The sequence below is a fragment of the Sphingomonas sp. Leaf28 genome, assembly GCF_001421685.1.
GTDB classification, from domain to species: Bacteria; Pseudomonadota; Alphaproteobacteria; order Sphingomonadales; family Sphingomonadaceae; genus Sphingomonas; species Sphingomonas aurantiaca.
Genome location: NZ_LMKX01000007.1, coordinates 373,352 through 388,649 on the forward strand (window position 1 = coordinate 373,352; position 15,298 = coordinate 388,649).

A 15,298-nucleotide genomic window follows, 5' to 3' on the forward strand; every position below is an offset into this window, starting at 1 on the left:
GGGATTCCACGGATGGCGCGAACGATGCCGTTCGTGGACGCTCCGGTCATGCACCTGATCGTCCAACTCTTTGCCGCGACCGCTCTGGTTGCCGTGACGTGCGCGATGCACCTTTTCGGCATCGGTGGTCTGATGCTTTTACTGCGGCGACATCGCAAGGGCGCCGGTGAGGCCGAACTGATACGCCAAGCCCTCACGATCGGTGCGGCTGCGACGGGCCTATTACTGCTCCATGCCAAGGAAATCTGGCTGTATGCCGGTTTCTATATTGTCGTGCACGCCCTGCCCGGGCTGGAGACAGCACTGTATTTCTCCACCGCATCCTACACAACGGTGGGCTATGGCGATGTTGTGCTGGGTCCCGGCTGGCGGGTCGTCGGCGCGATAGAGAGCGCGAACGGCATCATCCTGTTGGGCTGGTCTACGGCCTTCTTCGTTGCCATCGTCGGACGCATCCGCTGGCTTGAGGCCGAAATAGAGGCTGCCCGATGATAGGCGTTGTTACCGCACCCTCGCCAGCACCACGAGCTGATATCGTGATGTTCGTCGCAAGTGTTACTGATCGGGGGCTTGTGCTGGGTTGGACGGTGTCATTTCCTACTGGAAGTCCAAGCCCTAGGGTCAGGACTCGTTGATCACAGCCAGAAGATGACGGTGGCAGCGACGGCAACCGCAGAGAAGAAGGCTGTCGGGCAACGGTCGTAGCGGGTTGCCACGCGGCGCCAATCCTTGAGGCGGCCGAACAAGATCTCGATGCGGCTGCGGCGCCGATAGCGCCGCTTCCAGTTCGAATCCTTCGAGGAGAATCAACACCACTCCATCCTGAACTATCCGCGCAGTCTCCGGCGCCCTCAGGTTATACGTTCGCTCGATGTGCCCGAGGTATTGGAACAAGATAGTGTTGCGGGTTAGCTCCTATCGTCTTGATCACGGCACATGTCTGTTTTCTGCTGTTCAAGCCAACCTCCCGGCAGGATCATGTAGCTACGCCTGAGCGTCTAGCCATCTGACATCTGTGGACCCTACGCTTTAAGAGAAGGGCTCCCTGGTGATGACCCACTTCCGGCCGCACAGAGACCGCCAGGCGCCGCCCGAAACCGACAACTCGTTCAGCATCATTGACGGCTGATCAACCACATTTTGAAACCGGCGGTTTACTGCGCATGCGTATACTCGATTGACCGATTAGGGCCGATGGAGATGATCGATGGGTCACTCGTCAATGGACCCCGCCTTTCACGAACATTGGGCTTGAAACGAAGGCCGGCTGATCGGTGCTAAGCGAGCGCTGAAAAAGCAACAGGTCTGGGCAATTCGCTGCTGGCTCGACCAAAAGAGGCGACTGCGCGACCGAGCGCTATTCGACTTCGCGATCGACAGCAAGCTCCGCAGCTGTGATGTGGTCAGGGTGCACCAAGCGAAGCTCCAACCGCTGCTGCGTGGTGAGATCGCGAATAAAGCCGGTGAAGATGCGCTCGGCAGCGCGTTCCGCCTCGCCAACCGACAGTTCCATCGGGGAGCCGGTCCCATCTGTGCGTTGGCAAACAAGACGCGGCCGATGCCGATAATCGGGCGCTCGCTAGTCGTCAGATACCGCTCGACATAGCTATCATGCCGGCTTCGGTGATCCGCGGATGTGAGCAGTCTTACGTTGCGGCTGACTACCTCATGTTCCGAATAGCCGAATACCCGCTCCACTGCCGCACTGGACGAGTGAATTATGCACCCTTCGGCGATTATGATCTCGCGTCCGGCACCGTGGTTAAGGCCGAACGTATAGGCGCCGCGCGGTCCATGACCATGCACTCGGGGGCGCACCTCGTGGTCACATCGACGATCGACAGAGCATGTCCGCGCACCTCCCCCGTTGCGACCTTGATCGGGGCAATGGTGCCATCTTCCATGAACTCGGCCCCGTCTCCTCGGCAGCGCCAATCTTCGAGACGACGGGTCACAGTATCATGCGGCTTAAAGAACAGATGCTAACCTGCCCAAAACTTGGCCATCTTGCATCTAGGGTCAGGACCCATTGATGTGATGGCCGCGATCTGATTCAGGTTGCGTAAGGAGACTGGCATGAGCGACCTGTTTTGGTTGACGTAAGAGCAGATAGAACGGCTGCGACCGTTCTTTCCGAGAAGCCACGGCAAGCCGCGCGTCGATGACCGACGGGTGTTGAGCGGCATCGTATTCGTCAACCGGAACGGGCTGCGCTGGCGAGACGCGCCGAGCGCCTACGGCCCGCACGAGACGCTCTACAACCGATGGAAACGCTGGGGTGAAGCAGGCGTGTTCGCGCGGATGATGGAGGGGCTGGCTGCGATTGGCGCCGACCCGACAACGGTCATGATAGACGCCACCTACCTGAAGGCGCACCGCACGGCGTCCAGCCTGCGGGTAAAAAAGGGGATCTCGGTCGCCTGATCGGTCGCACCAAGGGCGGCATGAACATCAAGCTCCATGCCGTTGCTGACGCGAACGGGCTCCCCTTGAGCTTCTTCATGATCGCAGGGCAGGTCGGCGATTACACTGGTGCCGCAGCGTTGCTGGACGATTTGCCCAAGGCGCAGTGGCTACTCGGCGACCGCGGCTACGACGCCGACTGGTTCAGAGACGCCTTGCAGGCCAAGGGCATCCAACCTTGCATCCCAGGTCGACGATCGCGCAACGAGCCGGTCAGATACGACAAGCGGCGCTATCGGCGCCGCAGCCGCATCGAGATCATGTTCGGCCGCCTCAAGGATTGGCGCCGCGTGGCAACCCGCTACGACCGTTGCCCAACAGCCTTCTTCTCTGCGGTTGCCCTCGCTGCCACCGTCATCTTCTGGCTGTGATCAACGAGTTTTGACCCTAATCCTGATGCCCCGGCAGCCTTATGACGTTTCCATGAATCAAACGCTTCTAGTCGGGCGTACCGTCGTCACGCCCCCCTTTCCTCACATGGCGACGTTCGCGATCGGCAAAGCGGAGCCTAAAAGGCCGCCTTTCCGCTGTCGCCCAATGACAGACGTTTGAAGGGAAATATGCTGCTTCCTATTGCGGACGATCATTCATTCGGTATCGTCGCTAAGATGACCCGTAAAGCAGACATCGCGGCTCGGATCGTGGTGATCTGCTATACGCTCGTCATCGTCGCAATGGCATGGTTTACGTTTGCGTTCTGTGGATTTGGACTTGGAGGTGACGTGGGCGGGTCGATCGTGTTCGCGCTGATCGCGCTATTTCCGATCCCCGTCTGCATTCTCTGCTTCCGAAGAGAAGAGGTTAGTAGCCCGACCGCTTTCCTCTCCATTCCGGACATTCCGATTACGCCCAATTGCGGACGTTCAAAGCTCCGAAGAAACCTGATGGCGCGCGACGGTCCGCATCAAATTTCCCATGTTCTCGTGGCTGGTCAGTCGGTCGGAGATCACGAGTGCGCAACCATCGCTGATCATGATGAATAGCCGTGAACCGACCTTCCTGACTGCACCGATCGTGTTCCATTTATAGGTGGTCCGCACATTGGCGGTCTCTGCGACAAGCCCTTCCGCACTACTCTCTAGATAGATGTCTTTGCCCCCTTTACGGGAACGGAGCGCTGGCGCGATGACGAATATGATAAGTATGAACAGCATGCCAAAACCAGCGGTTTGTGGCTCGTCAACGACCGAGCCACCGATGATTATGAGCAATCCCATCAGCAGGAACAGCGCAGCTTTCAATCGAGTGGCTTTGCTTCCAGTGACAAACGATATGACGACCGAAGCAGCGATCAGATCGCCGCGCGTCAGTTCGTAAGGCCCAATCCTATTGAAGCTCATGCCGGCGATGCCCCCTATTGCACGATCAAGTATGGCCGCATTTGCGGTTTAATGTCCAACGGCAGAATGTCCGCTTTCTACCAAGATCAGACATTCGAGACCGATCCGGCGCGAACGTCCGATAACGCCCATAACCGGCCGTTCAGGCCCGAATTTTTCTTTCCCGAAACCGGCCGTTGACGGCGGAGAAGCTACGGTTACCATCCGCGACAATGAGAGCAGCATCATTCGCAGCGTTGATGATTTGCTCAGGGTGTTCGAACGCCTGCCAGAACACCGTCGTCTCGCGAAGCCCTTCGCCTGATGGCACGCGTGTCGCGTTGCTATTCCAGCGGGACTGCGGAGCAACCACGGGCTTCTCCACCCAAATTTCGATATTGGACGCGAACGATAAGCCATCGGGAGGGGGCAACGCCTTCGTTGCAGATGACGATCACGGCGCCGCTAGGGTGGGTGACTGGGAAGGGTCATGGGCTGAAATGAAGTGGCTATCGCCGGAACGCCTACGTATCCGATACGCCACAAAGTCTAGGGTATTCAAACAGAAGGGGCGTGTCTCCGGAGTGAGTATCAGCTATCAGATCGTCGGCAGCTAATGCCCATCTCGGACAGGATACCGTGCCGCACGAGGCCGGCGCGCGCACCGGCGAAGCGTTCCGCCGAATAGCTGACGATCGCCGCCGGCCCCCAATACCATTCCTCCAGGAAATGGTCGGTAAAATTTTTTAGCCCGGGCTGCACGCCCGAGTTCTATTCGCCGGTCACGAAGACGAAGGCATCGGCCGTCCTGATCTTTTCGGCGAGTGCCTCCAGTCTCAGCGGCGCCTCGCCGCTCGGATGGTTCTTATACATGCGGTTGACCATGGGAAGGTCGACCGCCTTGGCGTCGATGAGCTCGGCCGATGCACCGCGCACGGCGAAGGCGCGGACGAGCCACTCGCCGAGGCGAATGCTCTGCCGATCGGAACGATAGAAGCCCTAGAAGATCAGAACCCGCCCGTGCATCGCGGCAACTTCTTGTGAGGCGTTTCGTGCAAAGGCACGGAGCGCCCCAGCGCCCCGTGCCCTGCATGGATCAGCCTTCGATGAAGGCGAGCAGATCGGCGTTGATCCGATCGGCATTGGTAACCGGCATGCCGTGAGGAAAGCCGGGGTAGGAGATGAGCTTGGCGCCCTTCACGATCCCGGCTGACATCTTGCCAGTGGTGGCGAACGGAACCACTTGGTCGTCCTCGCCGTGCAGGACCAGCGTCGGCACGTCGATCGCCTCGAGGTCGTCGGTAAAATCGGTCTCGGAAAAGGCCTTGATGCCGAGCGTATGGGCGAGCGCAGAGCCCATCATGCCCTGGCGCCACCAGTTGAGCCGCACCGCGTCCTTTACCTCTGCGCCGTCGCGGTTGTAGCCGAAGAAGGGCAACGTGAAGTCGTAGTAGAATTGCGAACGGTTCGTGGCAGTCTGCTCACGCACCATGTCGAATACGTCCATCGGGACGCCGTCCGGGTTGGCCTCGGTCTTGACCATGATGGGTGCGACCGCACTGACCAGCACGGCCTTTTTGACCCGACCAGGCTTGGCGCGCGCGACATAACGGGCGACCTCGCCACCACCGGTCGAGTGGCCGACATGAACGGCATCGCGCAGATCAAGCGCGTCAGTCAGCGCGATGACATCGGCGACATAGGTGTCCATGTCGTGACCGCCCGCCAATTGCGTCGAACGGCCATGGCCGCGGCGATCATGCGCGATGACGCGATAGCCTTTCTGGACGAAGAACATCATTTGCGCGTCCCAGTCATCCGAGCTGAGCGGCCAGCCGTGGTGGAACATGACGGCGAGCGCGTCGGTGTTGCCCCAGTCCTTGTAGAAGATTTCGGTCTCGTCGGCGGTGGTGATGAACGGCATGCGAGGTCTCCTCGGGCTCGGTTGGGTACGCGGCACGCTACAGGAAAATTCACATGGGGCGGCGGATAGGTAAGGAGGTAGAATAGCAAATATCGCCGTTAGAATGGCGGCACTTAAGACCAGAACATAGTCCCCGATCAGGATTAACGAACGGCGTAAGTCGGCAAGCCAGACAGATATCGCAAACGGCCGTAAATGATTCGATGAGGTGTAACGGAGGAACGTTCGCCCGAGATCCGACGCACTGGTGGTAAATTCGAATCTATGAACTCAGTCATCTGTTTGATAGGGTAATTTCCAGATCTCACTTCTAATAGGAGTTTCGGGATAGGACAATCGCGAACAGACTTCATGGAGCAGACAAACCTGCAGGTTATCGGTGCCGCCCGGGGCGGCGCTTTTCTGCTGATGGTTTCTGGTTGGGAGGCTGACCTCGGGTTTGTAGGTGTCAAAGAGCGGGGGTTCCGATTGCAAGGCTGCTTGTTACAGGTCCGCAATGAAGATTGCGGTAATTTCTGACATTCACGGGAATGTCGCTGCTCTTGATGCAGTTCTCGCCGACGTCGCCCCCCGGCAAGTGGACCAGATTGTGAACCTCGGGGACATCTGCCCAGGAGGGCTATTCCCGCGTGAAACAGTTGATCGACTGATGCCTCTGTGAATGCCGACGATACGGGGCAATCACGAACGTCAGATATCGGATCAGCCTCGCGAGCGTATGGGGTTGTCCGATCGCCATGCCTCCGACCACCCGAGCGCTGAGCAGCTTGCCTGGCTAGCAGCATTGCCCACTACCATGCGGCCGTCCAAAGATGTGCTGCTCGTTCATGGCACGCCAGACAACGACCTGGCCTACTTTCTCGAGACCGTGACGGAGGAGGGGCTTCGTGAGGCCACTCGCGAGGAAGTCGAGCACCGGGCGGGAACTATCGATGCGGCTTTGATCCTCTGCGGCCATACGCATCTCCAACGGGTGATGACGCTTGACGACGGGCGCATGATCATAAACCCTGGAAGCGTTGGTCTTCCGGCATATGACGGTGATCGACCCCACGCCCACCGAGTTGAAAGCGGATCGCCGCATGCACGTTACGCAGTCTTGTCCAACGAAGTTGGTGGCTGGGCGGTAGAGCTTCTGTTCGTCGTTTATGACTGGGAACAAGCCGTCCGAGACGCCGAGGCTCATGCCCGTACCGATTGGTCCAGAGCTTTGCGGACTGGTCGGGTCGAGCATGGGAGTATTGCTCTATCGAAGCGAAACGCTTTTTGGGAAGCAGTGTCCATTCTAAAAATGCGAACCGATTTGAGAAATGTGACGTGCCGTCGCGCAGGGAAGAATTCTTGGGGCATGAGCCCCGCCTCAACATGGATGAAAAACTGAACGTGCGGCAAGGAATCACCCTGCGAATATCCGCTTCTGGGCACGCCACCGTGCCATGGTTGGTCGCCGTTCCTGTCGTTTGGACGAGACCGCCGCTCGCCTATGTCCGCAAGTGGCGTCTTACTCTTGCCCGCGCAGCGCTGATGCGCGGCGATGCGGCCGTGGCCAGCATAGCGAACAGGGTCGGCTACACCTCACAGAGCGCGTTCGGGCACGCGTTCCGGCGCGCCTTTGGGACTTCTCCGAAAGCAAATTTTCGATCGGAAGACCAGCAGCTGTCCAGGCAAGGCAATCGAGCACCCGGCATACCGGTGCCTACCAATTCTCGATGATCAGCTGCTAGGTGGTTGCCCGAGATTCGCTGTGAAGTCTCGATGCAGAAGTGCCTCAAATTGGGAAGTCGAAAGCGGTCAGCGAATGGCCGAGATTGGGTTTATGTGCCGGCCTATTGTTCGCACATGCAGCTTGGCTATCTGCGAGCCCGGACGACGGTCAGTTAGCGAGACGTGGTGTTTGAGGACACCAATTCCAAAAAAACGATCAGCGCGGCATATTCCGCCCGGAGCGCGGCGGCGCGGGTCTTCATTACCGCCGAAGCTTCAAGCCTTGCGCCGTACAGGATTTCGACGAGAAGGCGGCGCGTCTGGTCGAGCAGCGACGTGCCGAGTTCGGCGTTGGTCAGCAGGACAATGCCGATACCGGCGTCGGGCAGAACGATCCAGTCGGTCTTGTAACCCGGCATGGCCCCGCCATGGTACACCATGGCGACGCCCCACCGGCGAGAGGTCTGCAGGCCCATGCCGTAGGTTGCTGCTTCTCCAATCTCCATGCCTAGGTTGCGCCGCGCGAGCAGCGCTTCTCGGCTGACCAGCCGCCCGCCCGACGGCAACACGCCCTCGCGAAGCTCATTGAGCGCGTAGCGCGCCAGATCATGGGCGCTCGACCATGCGCCGCCGGCGGGCCGGGCGAAATAGATGCTGTCGCTCTTGTCGATCGTGCCTAGCGCAACCGTGCCGTCCATGCCGATGTCGCGCGGATCGGCATGGTTACCCGCGACTGCAACTGCCTTCGAGAAGGTCGTGTCCTTCATGCCGAGAGGATCTAAAATTTCAATCTGCATCGCGCGATCATACACGTGGCCGATGTCCATGCGGGGATAGTCCACATGACCCGCGATATACCCCGCTGCCGAGGCAAGCGGGTTGCTGTACTGGAACATCTCGCCAAACTTGGTGGTCGGTTTCATCCCCGCGAGCAGCGAGAGAACCTTGTTGGCGGGTGTATCGAGGCCGCCGGTCATGATCCATTCCATGTCCTGGCGCGGCATGCCGGTGCAGGCGCAGATCAAATGGCGAATCTGGACCTCGCGCTGGACGGAGGCATCGCCAAGCCGGAACGCCGGATCGGCCTCGACGACTGGTTCGTCCCAACCGAGCTTACCGCGATCGACCAGCTTGGCGAGCAGGAGCGTCGTCATACCCTTGGTGTTCGACGCAATCATGAATCGCGTGTGTGCGTCGACTGGATCGGCCTTGCCGATGGTTTTCACGCCGATGCCGCCTTCCTCGACGACGCCGCCCCGATCGATGAAGGCGTATCCGATGCCGGGAACGCCATAAGCGGCCATCGCGTCGCGCCAGAACGCCTTGAGCTGCTCGCGCCGTGCGGCATCGACGGGGAGGGCCGTGTTTCCGACAAAGTCTTCGGGTTTCAGTCCTGCAGGACGGAGCGACTCGCCTATCTTGCGGATCGCACCGGCGCGCTTTTCAAAGGTCGCTTCGGAACCCCTGGCGAGTACTACCGTCCAACCGTCACCGTGGCGCATCGCGCGCGCAAAAAGGACGAGCTTCTCGTTGGGCGAGGTTTCATAGTCGACCGTCCAGGCCTCGTTCCAACCCTCGGTTGCCGCTGCCTTGGTGACGAGCCGGATCCTGCGTGCAAGGCCAGGATCGAAGCGCTTCCACGCGGCCGCGACAACCTCTTTCGGGTCGCCGGAAGCACCGCCATCGACGATCGCAACGAAGGTGTCCCCCTCGGGTGCTTTTAACGTCAGCATCTGGGGAGCTGGGGTCTGCGTCCATCCGTCCGGGGGTACAAGACTCGCGGAGGCGGTAGTAACGACAGGCTGCGATGTCTGGGCTGTCGACGACGTAGCAATGCCGAGTGCAGCGCACATCAACACCCACCGGTTCATGATCAGGTCCCTATCACGTTCCGCGACAGACTAGCGATACGGATTTGGTATTCAATGGTCAGGACTGAACAATTTGCTGCTACCATACGCCGAACTTGCCAGTTCGGGAGCAGGATGCTGGAAATGCTCAAGCGTTCACTGCCGCTGAAAGGTGATCTTCGCGGTCCAGGCTGCGAACGAGAGTTCCGCCTCAACTTTCGCCATTTCAGAAGGGTTGCTAATCGAACGCACATCGATGGATGGCTGTCGGAACCGGGCGAGGATCCAAGGCCTCCGCAGCCGGCTGAACAAGTGCCCGATGCACGAGCCGCAGTCGCTTCTGCGCTCGACGGATCGGGTCTGCACGGAACCGTACCGAAACGTCGCAGGGCATTCGGGTGTTTACCTCCTGATCCAACAGGAGCTTCCCGTGGCCTATCTACTCTATCGCGACGACATCGAGACAGCCGAGGCTGGCGAACAGGAGAGTATCGACGGCATCATCAAGGGGATGACGCAGGAGAGCCAGACCGTCGAAAAGCGCGACGGCCATGCGGTGCGCGCCAGTCACGCAAAGAGCACCGCCTGCGTCGTCGGCACGATGGTCGTCGCTGCCGATCTGCCGCCGGAGCTGGCGCAGGGGCTGTTCGCCAATCCGGGGACGTACGACGTCGCGGTCCGCTTTGCGCAGGGGCCGGGCGAGAAGCTTGGCGATCGGGTCTCGACGCATCGTGGCATGGCGATCAAGGTCTTTGGGGTCGATGGCGCCAAGCTGGCCGGTCACGATGCGCCGACGCAGGACTTCGTGTTCGCGAGCGGCACGACGTTCCCGGCCGGTACCGCCGGGGGATTTCTCGCGCAGGCGAAGAAGATCGGCATGACCGTGCCGATGCCCGAAGGCGTGAAGAGCGTGGCCGCGTCGATCGCGCGCAACATCAACAAGGCGCTCAACGCTGTCGGTGTCGAACCGAGCCCGACGCTGGATTTTTACGGCCATCCGTTCAGCCACCCGCTTGTCGAGACCTATTTCAGCCAATGCCCGATCCGATACGGCGATCATGTCGCGAAACTCGGCGCGTTCCCGGTGGCCGCCAAGCAGCGCGCGCTGAGCGAGTGGCAGCTCGATCCGCATCAGGATGAGGATGGCTTTCGTCATGCGGCGATCGAGTATTTCGACGGCAATGACGCGGTGTTCGAACTGCGCGCGCAGCTATGGGCCGATGCCGAAACGCAGCCGATCGAGGATACGTCGGTCGACTGGCCGACGCGGGTCAGCGAATACCGCACGATAGCGACGATCCGTCTGCCGCGGCAGGCGGCCTATGGTTCGGATCGCGTGCGTTATTTCGACGAGGTCATGACGTTCCGGCCGGCACACGCGCTGGAGGCGCATCGCCCGCTGGGCGGCGTGATGCGCGCGCGCATGCAGGTGTACCGCGCGCTCAGCGATTTCCGACACCGCGAGAACGGCACCGCCGCCGCCAACACAGCGGCCATCACCGATATCCCGGCCTGGCGCCGCCACACCAATTCCGATTGTCGAAAGGACTGACATGACGCTTCAAGGCAAGAAAATCGCGATCCTGATCGCACCCCGCGGCACCGAGGAACCCGAGTTCGCACAGCCAAAGGCGGCGGTCGAGCAGGCCGGCGGGGACGTGACGGTCATCAGCCTCGAAACGGGCGACGCGGAGACGTTCAATAACGATCTCGATCCGGGCAAGACGTTCGCGGTCGACAAGGCGATCGGCGGCGTGTCGGCCGCCGAGTTTGACGGCCTGATCATCCCAGGCGGGTGCGTCGGTGCCGACACGCTGCGGTCGTCGGACAAGGTCGTGGCGTTCGTCCGCGACTTCTTCGCCGCCGGCAAGCCCGTCGCCGCGATCTGCCATGCGCCGTGGACGTTGATTGAGGCCGATCAGGTGCGCGGCCGTACGCTCACTTCGTTCCCGACGCTGGCCACCGACATTCGCAACGCGGGCGGGACGTGGGTCGATCAGGAGGTGGTCGTCGATCAGGGCCTTGTCACCAGCCGTACCCCCGATGACCTGCCGGCGTTCTGCGCGAAGCTCGTCGAGGAGTTCGGAGAGGGCAAGCATGTCGCGCAGGCGGAGAACGCATGATGGCGCGGTTCTCCGACAAGGTCGTCGTGATCACCGGTGCCGCCTCGGGTGTCGGTGAAGGCGCTGCGCGCCGCTTCGCCGAGGAAGGCGCGACGCTGGTGTTGGGCGACATCGACACCGGCGCGCTCGACAAGTTGGCGGGCGAACTGGGCGGCATCGTCGAGACGCGGGAAACCGATGTCACCGACCGTGCGGCCTGCGAGGCGCTGGTCGAGGCGGCGATCGACCGGTTCGGTCGGATCGACGTGCTCGTCAACGACGCCGGTGTCGATCATCTGGGGAAGCTGGACGAAGGCGACTTCTCCGAATTCACCAAGGTGATCGAGACGGACTTGTACGGCGTCGTCCATATGAGCCGCGCGGCGATCGCGCACCTGCGCGCGTCGAAGGGCTGCATCATCAACGTGTCGTCGGTGTCGGGGCTGGGCGGCGACTGGAACCACAGCTTCTACTGCGCAGCCAAGGGCGCGGTGAGCAACTTCACCCGGGCGCTTGCGATGGACGAGGCCAAGAACGGCGTGCGCGTCAACGCCGTCAATCCGTCGCTGACCTATACGGCGTTGACCGCGGGGATGAAGGAACAGCCCGACCTGATAGCCAAGTTCGAGGAGCGTATTCCGATCGGGCGTGGCGCCGAGTCCGCCGACATCGCCGGCGCGATCGCGTTCCTGGCCAGCGACGACGCGCGCTTCGTGACGGGCGTCAACCTGCCCGTCGATGGCGGGCTGACCGCGTCCAACGGCCAGCCACCGCTGTCCTGACATAACGGGAGCGCGTGAATGCGCTCCCGGTCTATTTTTTGGAGTCCTTTCGGCAATGACCAATCCTATTACCCTCTGCCAGCAGATCGGCGCTGTCGATGTCTGACGCTTCGAACGTCGCGCCCAAGGTCGCTATCATCACCGGTGCGTCGCAAGGCCTGGGTGAGGGGATTGCCGACGCGTATCGCGCTCGCGGTTGGCGCATCGTCGGCGTGTCGCGATCGATTGCAGCGTCGCAATCGGACGACTGGATCACCGTCGCTGGCGACGTCGCCGATCCCGAAACCGCGAAGCGCGCGGTCATGGCCGCGCGCGACCGGTTCGGGCGTGTCGATACGCTCGTGAACAATGCCGGCCTATTCATTGGCGAGCACTTCACCGATTACACGGCCTAGCAGTACCGCCAGATCACGCAGACCAATCTCGATGGCTTCTTTCACATGACGCAGGCAGCACTGCCGCTGATGGTCGCACAGGGCAGTGGTCATATCGTACAGATCGTCACCACGCTCGCCGAGCATGCCAATGCCGAATTCCCCTCGGTGCTGGCTTCCATGACGAAGGGTGGGCTCGCCGCGGCGACACGCAGCCTGGCAATCGAATATGCCGCCCGCGGCGTGCGCGCCAATGCGGTGTCGCCGGGCATCACCGAAACGCCGATGCATCCCCCCGAGACGCGCGCCGGCCTCGGACGGTTTCACCCGCTCGGACGGATGGGCACGGTCGCGGATGTCGTCGGCGGGGTGCTGTATCTCGAGGACGCCACGTTCGTGACCGGCGAAATACTTCATGTCGACGGTGGGCAGGTGGCCGGACACTGAAGGGGTGAGGTACGCACCCGCTTTTCCTCTCCGATGGGCTTGGGACGGCATGCGCTCGGTGCCGAAGCGCTGACCGTTGCCGCCGTCCCTGACCGCCCTTGGTGCTACTGCAAGATACGTTCGGCGCAGTTGCGGACGAACGCGGCGCTCGCCTGCGGATGCCCGACCGGGAGCATATGGCCTCCGTCGGTCATCTCCAGCGTCGCGCCTGGAATTGCGGCGACTGCCCGCTCGCCGTCGATCGCAGGAGCTAACACTCGGTCGTCGCGGCCGTATAGCAGTGCGACCGGAATCGACAGCTCGGCATAGCGTCTGACGATTGCGTTCAGGTCGATCTCGGCGCTGGCCAGTTCGACCAGTGCGGCGTTGACCGAAACCGGACGACCGCCGAGCCCACCGCCGCCGCGCGTAGCGAAATCGGCCGGGACTGCATCGGGCGCGAAGATCTTGCCCCAGCGCATGCCATACGCCGCACGGCTGATCGGTGTGCCCAGCAGATTGGCGAAGATCGCGCGTGCGCCGGGGTTGCTTTCGATCGCGTTTGCCACCGAGGCAGGTATCGATCCAGGCGGCTGCGTCATCGGCGCCAGCAGCGCCAGGCCGGCGACTGCACCGGGGTGGTGCGTCGCCACGCCGAGGGCGACCGCACCGCCCAATGAATGACCGACGAGCAGCGGCGGACGATCGAGCGCGAGCTTGTCGATAAGGCTTGCAATAATCGCCGACTGGCCAAGGATACCGGACTGTTCGCCGGTAGGTACCGAATAGCCCGAGCCGGGTCGGTCGACCAGGATGACGCGATACGTGTCGGCCAGCGCATCGGCGACGCCGTAGGAGAAGTTGCGCAGTTGCGCGCCCAGCCCGTGGATCAGGACGATGGGCGGCCCGGCACCGCGATCGACATAGTGGATCCGCGCGCCCGCGACGTCGATGAAACGGCCGTCCGCGGGCACGTCCTGCTCGGTCCGCCTGGTCGTCGCACGCGTGTAAACCGCAGCTGCTGCCAGCGTCGCAGCGATGATCCCGGCCGAGCGAAGTACGATCGAGCGTTTCGGGGCGTCATCGGAAACCGATCTGGAAGCGAAAAAGCGACGCATGTCGGCGAGCAGCAGATCGGGCTGCTCCAGCGCGGCGAAATGGCCGCCTGCGGGCATCTCGGTCCACTGGACGATGTCATAGGTCTTCTCCGCCTGCGAGCGCGGCGGCGGCGGGAAGACCGGGTCGGGGAATGCCGCGATCCCGGTCGGTACGGCGATACGCGTTCCCGCGGGAAAGTTGCCCGATCCCTCCAGCACGCGGCCACGGTACATCCAGGTCGACGTCACGAACGAACCCTCGACCAGATACAGCATGATGTTGGTCAGGAGCAGATCCTCGTCGAACGCTTGCCACAGGTCGGGGCGGCCTTGCGCATCGCGAGGCACGTCGGCCCATGCGCCGAACTTCTCCAGAATCCACGCCGCGACGCCGACCGGGCTGTCCGACATCGCGACGCCGAGCGTCTGCGGGCGCGTGCCCTGTTCCTGCGAATAGCCGGTTTCTTCCTTGGCGAGCTCGGCGCGCTTCGCAGCCCAGGCGACCTCGTCGGGCTTTTTCGGCGCCACATCCTTGGCCTGGAGCAGCACCATGTTCAGATGGAGTCCGGCGATCGCATCGGGATGCGCGTGCGCCATCCAGCCGCCGATCGCTGCACCCCAGTCACCGCCCTGCACGAGATAGCGTCGCGTGCCGAACAGCTCGACCATCAGGCCGTGCATGAGCTCTGCGGTCTGCTTCGGTCCGATCGGGGACACGGGGCGGCCCGAAAACGCGTAGCCGGGCAACGACGGAACGACGACGTCGTGACCGTCGGCGACGAGCGGCGCGATCAGCGCCTCGAACTCGAGGAACGACCCCGGCCAGCCGTGCAGCAGCAGCAGCGGGGGGCGTGATCCATCGCCGCGCACATGGATGAAATGGAGGCGCTGTCCCTGCACTTCGGCCGCGAATTGCGGCAGTAGGTTCAACCGACGCTCCTGCGCGCGCCAGTCGTAGCGCGTCAGCCAATAGTCGACGAGCAGCTTGAGATCGGCGAGGCCGACGCCTGACCGCCAGTCCTCCGCGTCCGGCATAATGCTCCAGTCGAACGCCTCAACCTTGGCATGGATGACGGCAAGTCGGTCTTCGGGTATCGCGATGAGGAAGGGTTCTGCCATGTGTACATCCTGCCGAAGGGACTAGATCTTACGTCCCCGATTGAACTCATAACGTCGAACGCGCGAAGGTCGCCGAAAGGGGCTTCGAAGCGAGATGAACGAACGGCTGCTTTTGGGACGCGCGTACGGCGGTTCGAA

13 protein-coding genes and 6 pseudogenes are annotated in these 15,298 nt (G+C 61.8%); 11 read left to right on the top strand and 8 right to left on the bottom strand.

Annotation, left to right across the window (positions count from 1 at the left end):
• Positions 1-48 precede the first annotated feature (48 nt).
• Positions 49-492 (top strand): potassium channel family protein, encoded by a 444-nt coding sequence (locus ASE79_RS08190; protein ID WP_056415739.1) that lies wholly within the window; start codon positions 49-51, stop codon positions 490-492.
• A 143-nt stretch (positions 493-635) separates the two neighbouring features.
• Here ASE79_RS08190 and ASE79_RS20335 read toward each other — a convergent pair.
• A pseudogene (locus ASE79_RS20335) lies at positions 636-782 on the bottom strand (transposase); the annotation flags it as partial.
• A 485-nt stretch (positions 783-1,267) separates the two neighbouring features.
• Between ASE79_RS20335 and ASE79_RS21640 the strand changes: the two are divergent.
• A pseudogene (locus tag ASE79_RS21640) lies at positions 1,268-1,411 on the top strand (integrase); the annotation flags it as partial.
• On the opposite strand, the gene ASE79_RS21645 reads toward ASE79_RS21640, so the two are convergent.
• Positions 1,358-1,513 carry a hypothetical protein gene (locus tag ASE79_RS21645; RefSeq protein ID WP_235516815.1) on the bottom strand — a complete coding sequence of 52 codons (156 nt, stop codon included), beginning with the start codon at positions 1,511-1,513 and terminating at the stop codon, positions 1,358-1,360. The pseudogene ASE79_RS21640 and the gene ASE79_RS21645 sit on opposite strands and share 54 nt — an antisense overlap.
• Before the next feature lie 47 nt (positions 1,514-1,560).
• Positions 1,561-1,818 (bottom strand): annotated as a pseudogene (locus ASE79_RS22050) (PAS domain S-box protein); the annotation flags it as partial.
• 291 nt (positions 1,819-2,109) lie between these two features.
• On the opposite strand from ASE79_RS22050, the gene ASE79_RS20350 reads away from it, so the two are divergent.
• The 3 genes from ASE79_RS20350 (at position 2,110) to ASE79_RS21260 (ending at position 3,983) form a co-directional block, all read left to right on the top strand.
• Positions 2,110-2,834, top strand: a protein-coding gene (locus tag ASE79_RS20350) for an IS5 family transposase (RefSeq protein ID WP_235516863.1) whose coding sequence is annotated in 2 segments (ribosomal slippage) — positions 2,110-2,394 and positions 2,397-2,834 — 723 coding nt in all. Because the reading frame shifts where the segments join, the coding sequence is not laid out codon by codon here.
• 237 nt (positions 2,835-3,071) lie between these two features.
• The gene (locus tag ASE79_RS21255) at positions 3,072-3,446 is read left to right on the top strand and encodes a hypothetical protein (protein ID WP_162237024.1); all 375 of its coding nucleotides are present in this window, start codon (positions 3,072-3,074) and stop codon (positions 3,444-3,446) included.
• A 186-nt stretch (positions 3,447-3,632) separates the two neighbouring features.
• The gene (locus ASE79_RS21260; RefSeq protein WP_162237025.1) at positions 3,633-3,983 is read left to right on the top strand and encodes a hypothetical protein; all 351 of its coding nucleotides are present in this window, start codon (positions 3,633-3,635) and stop codon (positions 3,981-3,983) included.
• Positions 3,984-4,373: 390 nt separating this feature from the next.
• Here the strand turns inward: ASE79_RS21260 and ASE79_RS21650 are convergent, their stop codons facing one another.
• The 3 genes and pseudogenes from ASE79_RS21650 to ASE79_RS08215 form a co-directional block, all read right to left on the bottom strand.
• Positions 4,374-4,544, bottom strand: coding sequence for a hypothetical protein (locus tag ASE79_RS21650; RefSeq protein WP_235516816.1), 171 nt, complete (start codon positions 4,542-4,544; stop codon positions 4,374-4,376).
• A gap of 9 nt (positions 4,545-4,553) precedes the next feature.
• Positions 4,554-4,760 (bottom strand): annotated as a pseudogene (locus ASE79_RS21655) (NADPH-dependent FMN reductase); the annotation flags it as partial.
• 118 nt (positions 4,761-4,878) lie between these two features.
• Positions 4,879-5,706, bottom strand: a complete 828-nt coding sequence (locus tag ASE79_RS08215; protein WP_056414550.1) for an alpha/beta fold hydrolase — start codon at positions 5,704-5,706, stop codon at positions 4,879-4,881.
• 496 nt (positions 5,707-6,202) lie between these two features.
• On the opposite strand from ASE79_RS08215, the pseudogene ASE79_RS20355 reads away from it, so the two are divergent.
• Together ASE79_RS20355 and ASE79_RS21875 are read left to right on the top strand one after the other, a co-directional pair.
• Positions 6,203-7,087, top strand: a pseudogene (locus ASE79_RS20355) (metallophosphoesterase family protein).
• The gene (locus ASE79_RS21875) at positions 7,072-7,419 is read left to right on the top strand and encodes a helix-turn-helix transcriptional regulator (RefSeq protein ID WP_267904503.1); all 348 of its coding nucleotides are present in this window, start codon (positions 7,072-7,074) and stop codon (positions 7,417-7,419) included. The pseudogene ASE79_RS20355 and the gene ASE79_RS21875 overlap by 16 nt, the downstream one beginning before the upstream one ends.
• 164 nt (positions 7,420-7,583) lie before the next feature.
• Here ASE79_RS21875 and ASE79_RS08225 read toward each other — a convergent pair whose 3' ends face one another.
• Positions 7,584-9,143: a serine hydrolase domain-containing protein gene (locus ASE79_RS08225; protein ID WP_056414557.1), complete on the bottom strand. Its 1,560-nt coding sequence runs from the start codon at positions 9,141-9,143 to the stop codon at positions 7,584-7,586.
• Between the two features lie 547 nt (positions 9,144-9,690).
• On the opposite strand from ASE79_RS08225, the gene ASE79_RS08230 reads away from it, so the two are divergent.
• The 4 genes and pseudogenes from ASE79_RS08230 (at position 9,691) to ASE79_RS08245 (ending at position 12,965) form a co-directional block, all read left to right on the top strand.
• Positions 9,691-10,812, top strand: a complete 1,122-nt coding sequence (locus ASE79_RS08230) for a catalase family protein (RefSeq protein WP_056415742.1) — start codon at positions 9,691-9,693, stop codon at positions 10,810-10,812.
• A gap of 1 nt (position 10,813) precedes the next feature.
• Positions 10,814-11,383: a type 1 glutamine amidotransferase domain-containing protein gene (locus ASE79_RS08235; protein ID WP_056414559.1), complete on the top strand. Its 570-nt coding sequence runs from the start codon at positions 10,814-10,816 to the stop codon at positions 11,381-11,383.
• The gene (locus ASE79_RS08240) at positions 11,383-12,144 is read left to right on the top strand and encodes an SDR family NAD(P)-dependent oxidoreductase (RefSeq protein ID WP_056414562.1); all 762 of its coding nucleotides are present in this window, start codon (positions 11,383-11,385) and stop codon (positions 12,142-12,144) included. The genes ASE79_RS08235 and ASE79_RS08240 overlap by 1 nt, the downstream gene beginning before the upstream one ends.
• Before the next feature lie 98 nt (positions 12,145-12,242).
• Positions 12,243-12,965: pseudogene (locus tag ASE79_RS08245) on the top strand (SDR family NAD(P)-dependent oxidoreductase).
• A gap of 104 nt (positions 12,966-13,069) precedes the next feature.
• On the opposite strand, the gene ASE79_RS08250 reads toward ASE79_RS08245, so the two are convergent.
• Positions 13,070-15,160: an alpha/beta fold hydrolase gene (locus tag ASE79_RS08250; protein WP_056414563.1), complete on the bottom strand. Its 2,091-nt coding sequence runs from the start codon at positions 15,158-15,160 to the stop codon at positions 13,070-13,072.
• Positions 15,161-15,298: the final 138 nt, after the last annotated feature.